At 62.3% G+C, this 9,392-nt stretch carries 10 protein-coding genes; all 10 read right to left on the reverse strand.

The annotated features are described in order from the left end of the window. Positions 1-19: 19 nt before the first annotated feature. Positions 20-901 (reverse strand): EamA family transporter, encoded by an 882-nt coding sequence (locus tag AC1DYQ_RS06095; protein WP_477686031.1) that lies wholly within the window; start codon positions 899-901, stop codon positions 20-22. A 26-nt stretch (positions 902-927) separates the two neighbouring features. Further along, positions 928-1,350 (reverse strand): BLUF domain-containing protein, encoded by a 423-nt coding sequence (locus tag AC1DYQ_RS06100; protein WP_348045618.1) that lies wholly within the window; start codon positions 1,348-1,350, stop codon positions 928-930. A 2-nt stretch (positions 1,351-1,352) separates the two neighbouring features. Beyond that, positions 1,353-2,075 (reverse strand): GTP cyclohydrolase I, encoded by a 723-nt coding sequence (gene folE / locus AC1DYQ_RS06105; RefSeq protein ID WP_477686032.1) that lies wholly within the window; start codon positions 2,073-2,075, stop codon positions 1,353-1,355. A 140-nt stretch (positions 2,076-2,215) separates the two neighbouring features. After that, positions 2,216-3,442 carry a cardiolipin synthase ClsB gene (gene clsB, locus AC1DYQ_RS06110; protein ID WP_477686033.1) on the reverse strand — a complete coding sequence of 409 codons (1,227 nt, stop codon included), beginning with the start codon at positions 3,440-3,442 and terminating at the stop codon, positions 2,216-2,218. Between the two features lie 136 nt (positions 3,443-3,578). Beyond that, positions 3,579-4,025, reverse strand: a complete 447-nt coding sequence (gene nudB / locus AC1DYQ_RS06115) for a dihydroneopterin triphosphate diphosphatase (protein ID WP_477686034.1) — start codon at positions 4,023-4,025, stop codon at positions 3,579-3,581. 132 nt (positions 4,026-4,157) lie between these two features. Next, positions 4,158-5,963 carry an aspartate--tRNA ligase gene (aspS, locus tag AC1DYQ_RS06120; protein ID WP_477686035.1) on the reverse strand — a complete coding sequence of 602 codons (1,806 nt, stop codon included), beginning with the start codon at positions 5,961-5,963 and terminating at the stop codon, positions 4,158-4,160. A gap of 51 nt (positions 5,964-6,014) precedes the next feature. After that, positions 6,015-6,644: a DUF502 domain-containing protein gene (locus tag AC1DYQ_RS06125; protein WP_477686036.1), complete on the reverse strand. Its 630-nt coding sequence runs from the start codon at positions 6,642-6,644 to the stop codon at positions 6,015-6,017. Further along, entirely contained in the window at positions 6,644-7,018 is a 375-nt protein-coding gene (locus tag AC1DYQ_RS06130; protein ID WP_477686037.1) for an FmdB family zinc ribbon protein, read from the reverse strand. The genes AC1DYQ_RS06125 and AC1DYQ_RS06130 overlap by 1 nt, the downstream gene beginning before the upstream one ends. Before the next feature lie 126 nt (positions 7,019-7,144). Further along, positions 7,145-8,698, reverse strand: coding sequence for a ubiquinone biosynthesis regulatory protein kinase UbiB (gene ubiB, locus AC1DYQ_RS06135; RefSeq protein WP_477686038.1), 1,554 nt, complete (start codon positions 8,696-8,698; stop codon positions 7,145-7,147). Continuing rightward, the gene (locus tag AC1DYQ_RS06140; protein WP_477686039.1) at positions 8,695-9,327 is read right to left on the reverse strand and encodes a hypothetical protein; all 633 of its coding nucleotides are present in this window, start codon (positions 9,325-9,327) and stop codon (positions 8,695-8,697) included. The genes ubiB and AC1DYQ_RS06140 overlap by 4 nt, the downstream gene beginning before the upstream one ends. Between the last annotated feature and the right edge of the window lie 65 nt (positions 9,328-9,392).

A 9,392-nucleotide genomic window follows, 5' to 3' on the forward strand; every position in this document is an offset into this window, starting at 1 on the left:
CGCGGCCTCAATCACGGTCTCAACCCAGCGCCAGCGCCATCACACCCGCCGCAATGCAGGCGGCGCCGATCAGGCGTAAAGCACGGTCGCCCTCGCCCAGCAGGTGGCCGCCTATCAGCGCGGCAAACAACATGGACACCTCGCGCGCAGGCGCCACATGCGACAGCGGCGCGGTCTGCATGGCGTACAGCACCAGCACATAGGACACGGGGCTGACGACGCCGACAAACACCGCGTACTTCCATTGCTGCTTCCACAACACCCTGGCCGCAGCGGGGTCGCGCAGCAAAGCGGGCGCCAGCACCAGCATGCGCAGCAGGCAGCCCATGTAATCCACCAGGATCGGCGACATCAGCAGGATCTTGACCGCATAGCCATCGACGACGGTGTAGCTGGCGATAAAGGCGCCGCTCAACAAGCCATAGACCATACCCTTGCGCACCCGCTGGCGCTGCGCCGGGTCGTGCGAGGCGCGCCACAAGCCCGGCCCGCCGGCGACCAGAAACACGCCACCCACGACACCCGCGATACCGGCCAGACCCAGCGCGGAAATTTGCTCGCCCAGCAGCACGATGGCGGCCAGCGACGACAGCAGCGGCCCTGAGCCCCGCGCCAGCGGATAGACCACGGTGAGGTCCGCCTTGCGGTAGCCGCGCAGCAGGACGATGTAATAGATGGTGTGCAGCAAGGCACTGGCACACAGCAGCAGCCATTGCGCCCAGCCCCAGCGCGGCAGCTCGGCAATGCCGAACCAGATGCCCAGCGGCGCCCACGCCACCAGTAGCACCAAGCCGGTAAAAGCGGCAAAGCGGGCATCACCGCCGGCCTTCTTGGCGGCGATGTTCCAGCTGGCGTGAATCAGTCCGGCGAGGAGTACGAGGGCCAGGGCGCCTGGAGACACGCGTCAGGCCTGGCGGTGCGCAGGCCTCAAACCCTGCCGCAGATGGAGGCGGTGGCCATCAGGTCTTCGAGCAGCGCGAACGAGACCTTGCCCGACACCGAATAAGGATCGAGTTCGGCTTTTTCGGAGTACTTGAGCAGGATGGAATGGTTGAGCTTGGACAGGTTGACCTGGCCCATGGTCCAGCCGCCAAAACGGCGCTCGGAAATTTCCTCGAAGTGCAGGAGGATCACGTCCTTGTGGCGGGCATCTTGCTGGATGTGGCCGAACAGTTCGCTGACCGCCATGCGGCCGCCTTCGATGGCCTGCAAAAAGATGCCGCCGCCGTAGCAGAGAATGCCGGTGATTCCGGACGAGGGGTTGTGCTGGCGCGACTGCGAGAGGATGCCCTCGATGGCCTCGGGGCTGGTGTCGACCGCGCGGCTTGCGTAAAGTAAACGGACGAGCATGGTTAGCCTTTCTGCGGGATCAAAGCGAGGAATTCGCGGCGCAATGTCGAATCCTTCAGGAAGACGCCGCGCATCACCGAGTTGATCATCTTGCTGTCCATGTCTTTGACGCCGCGCCAGGCCATGCAGTAGTGGCTGGCCTCCATCACGATGGCCAGGCCGTCGGGCTGGGTTTTTTCCATGATGAGGTCGGCCAGTTGCACCACCGCTTCTTCCTGGATCTGCGGGCGGCCCATGACCCATTCGGCCAGGCGCGCGTATTTTGAGAGGCCGATCACGTTGGTGTGCTCGTTGGGCAGCACGCCGATCCAGATCTTGCCGATGACCGGGCAGAAATGATGGGAGCAGGCACTGCGAACCGTGATGGGCCCGACGATCATCAACTCGTTGAGGTGCTCGGCGTTAGGGAATTCGGTGATGGTGGGAGGCGCTACATAGCGGCCCTTGAATACCTCGTTGAGGTACATCTTGGCCACGCGGCGCGCGGTGTTGTGGGTGTTGTGGTCGCCGGCGGTGTCGATCACCAGGCTGTCGAGCACGCCTTGCATCTTGACTTCGACTTCGTCCAGCAGCTTTTCGAGCTCGCCCGGTTCAATGAACTTGGCGATGTTGTCGTTGGCGTGAAAGCGCTTGCGTGCCTGGGCCAGGCGTTCGCGGATCTTGACGGAGACGGGCGTGCCCTCGTCGGTCGCGTCCTGGGGGGGCGTATCGGATTTCATAAGCATGCCAGATATTACCAGCCCGCCCCTAAACCGTCTTGTCCGGAATTTGATAAGGTTTTTGGCCTCCAGCCCTTTCCTCATGAGCGCAAGCAGCTATCAAATTCATAGCTAATGACATGAAGGCCGGGCTGGCACAAGACGCCTCAATAACGCTGGCCTGCCACCAGCAGCGCCAGCCGCACCAGGGCATAGGCTATCCAGCCCCGCAGCCGCTGGCCAAAGGGGCGATGGCTGTGGTCGGCCGGCTCCATGCGCCGCCCCTGTTTCGCCATGGCCTCGCGCACAATACCCGCCAGGCTTTCGGCAAAGGCCTTGTCCTCGACCACCACATTGGCCTCGCGGGCCAGCAGCAGGCTCAGGGGATCCAGGTTGGAGGAGCCCACGGTGGCCCAATGCCCGTCCACCACGGCCACCTTGGCGTGCAGGAAACCGGCCTCGTATTCATGGATTTCCACGCCGGCTTCCAGCAGGGCACCGTAGACGGGCCGGGCGGCATGGTATTGCATGAAGTACTCGTAGCGCCCCTGCAGCAGCAAGGTGACACGCACACCGCGTTTGGCCGCCCCGATGAGGGCGCGCCGCAGCTTGCCGCCCGGCAGGAAATAGGCGTTGGCAATGATGATTTCCCGGTGCGCCTTGCCGATGGCCCTGCGGTAGGCGCGCTCGATGCTGCTGCGATTGCGCAGGTTGTCGCGCAGGATCAGCGCTGCCTTGGGGCCGGCAACGCCAGACCCGTTACCCACCGCGAGCGATGTGGTGCCGGTACGCCCGCCATAGCCCGCTGCCCTGAAGTTCTCCCATGCGGCGGCCATGTGACGCTGCCGCGCACTGTAGCCAGCCTGCACACGCCACCACAGCAGCGCCATGGCATCGGCGGCCTCCTCCGCCAGCGGGCCGGTGGCAGCCACGGCGAAATCGACGCGCGGAGTCTGGAGCTCCCCGTGGTTGGGATCGTAGAAATCATCGAGCACATTGATGCCGCCGCAAAACACCGTGTGCTGGTCCACCACGCAGAGCTTGCGGTGCAGCCTGCGCCAGCGCTCGGGCAACAGCAGGCCCAGGCGGCTCAGGCCCGTCCCCAGGGGCGAGTACACGCACCAGTCGACTTTCGACGCCGCGAATTTTTCGCGCCACTCGGCCGGAAGGGGGCCGGTGCCTATGCCGTCGACCAGCACCTGCACTGTGACGCCGCGCAGGGCCGCGCGAACCAGGGCTTCAGCGACATCCGCGCCGGCGCCGTTGAAATCAAAAATATAGGTTTCCAGCTGAATCCAGGTCTGCGCCGCGTCCAGGGCCTTGACGAGTGCGGGGAAAAAATCCCGGCCGCCCTGGAGCAACTGCAACGCACCGGACTTGTGGAGTGGAAACATGGCCAGCGGCTTTTTTCCTGGAAGTATGGAGAGTTGGCGGGAAGGTCCATTCCATTTGAACCGACTGGCCGATGTTTGCCAATCCAGTGGAACGCCAAACTCACAAAGTGTTGCGCCTCTGCCCTGCGCTCACCGCTCAAGCCAGGAATTTCGGCAGGAGGAGCACCGCTTCCGCATTCGAAGGGGAAAAGCACAGGTCGGCGGCGGCGTAGTGCGGCAGCCATTGCCAGGCAACGTGCTCCCTGGGGCTGAGCTTTACATCGCACGCCTGGGGCAAGCACAGGCTGAAGACATGTTCGGTGTTGTGGGTGATGCCGGGCGCATACCTGGCGCGCCAGACTGGATAAATTTCGTAGACGTTGGACAGGCCCCAGTCGCGAAACTGGCCGGGCGCGGCTGCGATGCCGGTCTCTTCCAGCACCTCGCGCACCGCGGTCTGCAGCAAGGGCTCGCCCGCCATATCTTTGGAGCCTGTGATGCTCTGCCAGAAGCCCGGGTTGTCGGCGCGCTCGATCAGCAGCACGTCCAGCTGCGGTGTGTGAATGACGACCAGCACGGATTCGGGGATCTTGAAGGCTTTCAAGCTGTCCCCTCGTCACTCAGATGCGTGCGCTTGCTTGTGAGCGACAGGCTTTTCCGCCGGGCCGCCCCAAGGAAAAGAGCGCCCCCTCGGGGGGCAGGAAGCTACGCGCAGCGAGCGACCGTGGGGGCCACATTAAACTGGCTGTGGGTTGCGCAGGCGAATATGCAGTTCGCGCAGTTGTTTCTCGTCGACAGGGCTGGGCGCGTGCGTGAGCAGATCCTGCGCGCGCTGGGTTTTGGGAAATGCGATCACGTCGCGGATCGAGTCGGCGCCGGTCATCATGGTGACGATGCGATCCAGGCCGAAGGCCAGGCCGCCGTGGGGCGGTGCGCCGTACTGCAACGCGTCCAGCAGGAAGCCGAACTTCTGCTGCGCTTCCTCCGGGCCGATCTTCAGGGCATTGAACACCTTGCTCTGCACGTCCGCCTGGTGGATACGGACCGAACCGCCGCCCAACTCCCAGCCATTGAGCACCATGTCATACGCTTTGGCAATACAGCGGCCCGGGTCGGTGTCCATCCAGTCTTCGTGTCCGTCCTTGGGTGCGGTGAACGGGTGGTGCACCGCGCTCCAGCGCTGGCCTTCCTCGTCAAATTCGAACATCGGAAAATCAACCACCCACAGCGGCTTCCAGCCTTTGGTGAAGAGGCCGGTTTTCTTGCCGAACTCACTGTGACCGACTTTGAGGCGCAACGCGCCAATGCTGTCGTTGACGACCTTGGCCTTGTCGGCGCCGAAGAAAAGGATGTCGCCGTTCTGGGCCCCGGTGCGCTTGAGGATTTCCGCAATAGCCGCGTCATGGATGTTCTTGACGATGGGGCTTTGCAGGCCGTCACGGCCCTTGGTGATGTCATTGACCTTGATCCAGGCCAGGCCCTTGGCACCGTAGATCTTGACGAACTCGGTGTAGCCGTCGATCTCGCCGCGGCTCATTTCGGACCCGCCGGGAACGCGCAGGGCAATCACACGGCCGCCGGCAGTGGTGGCCGGCGTGCTGAAAACCTTGAAGTCCACCGTCGCCATGACTTCGGTGAGTTCCGTGAACTCCAGGTTCACACGCAAATCAGGCTTGTCGGAACCGAAGCGATGCATGGCTTCGCTGTAGGCCATCACCGGAAATTCGCCCAGGTCGGTGTTGAGCACGGTCTTGAAAATGTTGCTGATCATGCCCTGGAACAGGTCACGGATGTCCTGCTCGCCCATGAAGGACGTCTCGATATCGATCTGCGTGAATTCGGGCTGGCGGTCGGCGCGCAGATCTTCGTCTCGGAAGCACTTGGTGATCTGGTAGTAGCGGTCAAAACCGGCCACCATGAGCAGCTGCTTGAACAGCTGGGGGCTTTGCGGCAACGCGAAGAACATGCCTTCGTTGACGCGGCTGGGCACCAGGTAGTCGCGCGCGCCTTCGGGCGTGCTCTTGGTCAGCATCGGGGTTTCGATGTCGATGAAGCCGTTGGCGTCGAGGAACTTACGCGTTTCCATGGCCACGCGGTAACGCAGCATGAGGTTGTTCTGCATGTAGGGGCGGCGCAAATCCAGCACGCGATGCGTGAGGCGCGTCGTCTCCGACAGGTTGTCGTCGTCAAGCTGGAACGGCGGCGTCACGCTCGGGTTCAGCACGATCAGTTCGTGGCACAGCACCTCGACCTTGCCGCTTTTGAGGTTGTCGTTGGTCGTGCCTTCAGGGCGGGCCCGCACCACGCCTTTGACCTGTACGCAGAATTCGTTACGCACGCCTTCGGCAGTTTTAAACATGTCGGCGCGGTCCGGGTCGCAGACCACCTGGACATAGCCTTCGCGGTCGCGCAGGTCGATGAAAATCACCCCGCCATGGTCGCGACGGCGATTGACCCAGCCGCACAGGCTCACGGTTTGGCCCAGCAAGGCCTCGGTCACCAGACCGCAATAGTTCGAACGCATTTGGGAAACGATAGCCATAAAAATCTCGGACTTTCAGCGCCTCGCGCGCAGTGTTGCAATTTTCGCCGTTTAAAGGGGAGGGGTCAGCGGCCGCGGTACAGGTTTGGAGGGCACCACGACGCCCATGGAAATCACGTAGGTCAAAGCCTCATCGACGCTCATCTGGAGCTCAATGCAGTCGCTTCTTTTGAGCATCACAAAATAGCCACCGGTGGGATTGGGCGTGGTGGGTACATAAACACTCAGGTAGTCGCCCTGCAGGTGATTGACCACATCGCCGCCGGGCAGTCCCGTCAGAAAACCGATGGTCCAGACACCTTCACGCGGCCACTGCACCAGCAAGGCCTTGCGAAAGGCATTGCCGTTTTCCGAAAACACCGTATCGGAGACCTGCTTTACGCTGGAATAGATGGAGCGGACGATGGGAATGCGGCTCAGGAACGAGTTGCCCCAGCGGACCAGTTTTTTACCGAAGAAATTGCTGGCGACCGCGCCCATCAGCAGCACGATCAGCAGCGTCAGCAACACGCCGAAACCGGGGATATGAAAACCCAGCAGCTTGTCGGGATGCCAGGAGCCAGGAAGAATCAGCAGCGTCTGGTCCAGCGTGCCGACAATCCAGTCGAGCACCCACAGCGTGATGGCCAGGGGCACCAGCACCAACAGTCCGGCCAGAAGCCATCGGCGGATCGAAGCCATCACGAAGAAGTCTTGGAAGAGGAGTCGCTGGCCGAAGCCTTGGCGGGCGCGGCCGGCGCGGGAGCGGGGGCTGCTGCGGTACTTGCCGGTGCGGCTGCACCGGAATCGGCCGGCTTGCTGTCCGCCCCGTTGCCGCTGGCAGTGCCGGCTTCGCCGCCGTCAGTCTTGGGCGCGGGCACACCCGTGCTGTTGCCGCCGCGGAAGTCCGTCACGTACCAGCCTGAGCCCTTGAGCTGGAAACCTGCGGCCGTGACCTGCTTTTTGAATGCGGGTTCGCCGCATTGCGGACACACCGAGAGGGGCGCATCGGAGATTTTTTGCAGAACGTCCTTGGCATGCCCACAGGACTCGCATTTATAGGCGTAGATTGGCATAGTGCTTAAGGCTTTGAGGGGCTGTCCCCGGGGTATTCCCGGGAATATCCCGGGGAATTTGCCTGGAAAAGGCTCCCAGATGCAAAGCCTTCAATTATAGGCCGTTGAGACCTTCCCCGGCCGGCCCTAAAACACCCGTACCCGCAGGACAAACTGCATGGCAATCAGCCCCAACACAAAGCCCAAACCGCCATAAATCAGGCTTTGCAGCAGTTTGTTGGTGCGCTTTTGCTCATACAGCAGTTCCTCAAGCTCGCGCCGGTTGATTCCGGGGGGTGATTTCAGGTACTGGGACAACAGGCGCGGCAAACCGGGTAGCAGCTTGGCATAAGCAGGCGCCTCCGCCTTGAGTTGCGCCAGCAGTTTTTCCGGTCCCACCTGCTCGAGCATCCATTTCTCGAGAAAGGGCTTGGCGGTGCTCCAGAGATCCAGGTCAGGGTCCAGCTCGCGGCCCAGGCCCTCGATATTCAACAGGGTCTTTTGCAGCAGCACCAGCTGGGGCTGAATTTCGACATGGAAACGGCGCGAGGTCTGAAACAGCCGCATCAGCACCAGCCCCAGCGAGATTTCCCTCAGAGGCCGGTCGAAGTAGGGTTCGCAGCACGCGCGAATGGCGGCTTCCAGCTCGTCCACCCGCGTCTCGGGCGGAACCCAGCCGGATTCGAGATGCAACTCGGCCACCCGTTTGTAGTCGCGCTGAAAAAACGCGCTGAAATTCTGCGCGAGGTATTCCTTGTCGACCTCGGTCAGGGTGCCCACGATTCCGAAATCCAGCGAGATGTAGCGGCCGAAGGTTTCCGGCGCCAGACTGACCTGGATATTGCCGGGATGCATGTCGGCATGGAAGAAGCCGTCGCGGAACACCTGGGTGAAAAAAATGGTAACGCCGTCGCGCGCCAGTTTTTTCATGTCGACACCGGCATCGCGCAGGCGCTGGGCCTGGCTGATCGGAACGCCTTTCATGCGCTCCATCACCATGACGTCGGGCATGCAGAAGTCCCAGACCATTTCGGGGATCATCACCAGGTCAAGGTTCTGCATGTTGCGGCGCAGCTGGGCCGCGTTGGCCGCCTCACGCAGAAGGTCCAGCTCGTCGTGCAGGTATTTGTCAAACTCGGCCACCACCTCGCGGGGCTTGAGGCGCTTGCCGTCGGCAGAAGCGCCCTCCACCCAGCCCGCCATCATGTGCATCAGCGCCAGGTCTTTCTCAATGGCAGGCAGCATATTGGGCCGAAGCACCTTGACGGCCACTTCGCGGCCATTTGGCAAGGTGGCGAAGTGCACTTGGGCAATCGAGGCGCTGGCTACGGGGATTTGTTCGAAGCTTGCAAAGATGCGGTCCAGCGGCCGGCCAAAGGCTTTTTCGATGATGGCGACGGCGACGGCGGACTCAAAAGGCGGCACCCGGTCCTGCAGGCGCGCAAGCTCGTCGGCGATGTCGGGCGGAAGCAGGTCGCGCCGGGTAGACATGACCTGGCCGAACTTGACAAAGATGGGGCCCAGGCTTTCAAGCGCTTCGCGCAGGCGCTCGCCGCGCGGCGCCTTCAGGTTGCGGCCCAGCGAAACGATGCGGGTCAGCAAACGGATCCAGGGACGCTCGAAACTGGAGAGCACCAGCTCATCCAGGCCAAACCGGAGCACGGTCCAGACAATAAAAACACCTCTGAAGAGGCGACTCATGCAGCAGGTGCTTTCACTGGCTCGGCATCGCCGCCTGCCGCAGAAGGACCCGCCTTGGGCGCCGTTTCAGAAGGTTGGGCGCCGGAGGTTGCTGCCGCGGACGAAGGAGGAACCGACGCAAGAGGTGTACTTGCCAAAAATTGCTTGAGCCCGGCAAAGATTCGCCGCCCGGCATCGGCCACTGCATGCGCAGGAGCATCACCGATCAGCCGGGAAAGGTCCTCTTCGGCATCCCAGCGCAGGTTTTCAGCCAGCCAGCCCAGTTCGGCGGCCAGCTGCACATCACCCTCAATTTTCACCGGCGGCGGCTTGCCGGCCAGCACAGACTGCATCACGGTCAGCGGCGATTCAGTAGCCACAGCCAGCAACAGGTCCGGCTTGGCAGCGGGCTGGGCCCGATCCACCAGGCCCGCGGGTGTCACCACCAGGTCAATCGCAAACAGGCCCCAGCGCAGATGCACCACGCGCCCCTTTTGCCGCAGCAGACGGTCCTGCGCCTGCTTTTCCTGCATCAGGACATGGTTCAGGAAGAGCACCAGCCGTTGCTGCCCCTCATCCACCACCCAGGCGGGCGGCTGAAAGCGGGTGGCAATGGATTCCAGAAATGAAAAAGGGGTCGTAGTGTTCATACGACCCCGATTTTGCAGGATAAAACGCCTGACAAGTTAAGCCCCCTATTTATCTATCAGCCGGG

It is taken from the genome of Polaromonas sp. P1_F4 (assembly GCF_056405675.1).

Bases quoted from the DNA above. Each gene is read 5' to 3' on its own strand.
- AC1DYQ_RS06100 (WP_348045618.1), bottom strand. From the start codon at position 1,350: ATGCTCGTCCGTTTACTTTACGCAAGCCGCGCGGTCGACACCAGCCCC.
- folE (WP_477686032.1), bottom strand. From the start codon at position 2,075: ATGCTTATGAAATCCGATACGCCCCCCCAGGACGCGACCGACGAGGGC.
- clsB (WP_477686033.1), bottom strand. From the start codon at position 3,442: ATGTTTCCACTCCACAAGTCCGGTGCGTTGCAGTTGCTCCAGGGCGGC.
- aspS (WP_477686035.1), bottom strand. From the start codon at position 5,963: ATGGCTATCGTTTCCCAAATGCGTTCGAACTATTGCGGTCTGGTGACC.
- AC1DYQ_RS06125 (WP_477686036.1), bottom strand. From the start codon at position 6,644: ATGGCTTCGATCCGCCGATGGCTTCTGGCCGGACTGTTGGTGCTGGTG.
- AC1DYQ_RS06130 (WP_477686037.1), bottom strand. From the start codon at position 7,018: ATGCCAATCTACGCCTATAAATGCGAGTCCTGTGGGCATGCCAAGGAC.
- ubiB (WP_477686038.1), bottom strand. From the start codon at position 8,698: ATGAGTCGCCTCTTCAGAGGTGTTTTTATTGTCTGGACCGTGCTCCGG.
- AC1DYQ_RS06140 (WP_477686039.1), bottom strand. From the start codon at position 9,327: ATGAACACTACGACCCCTTTTTCATTTCTGGAATCCATTGCCACCCGC.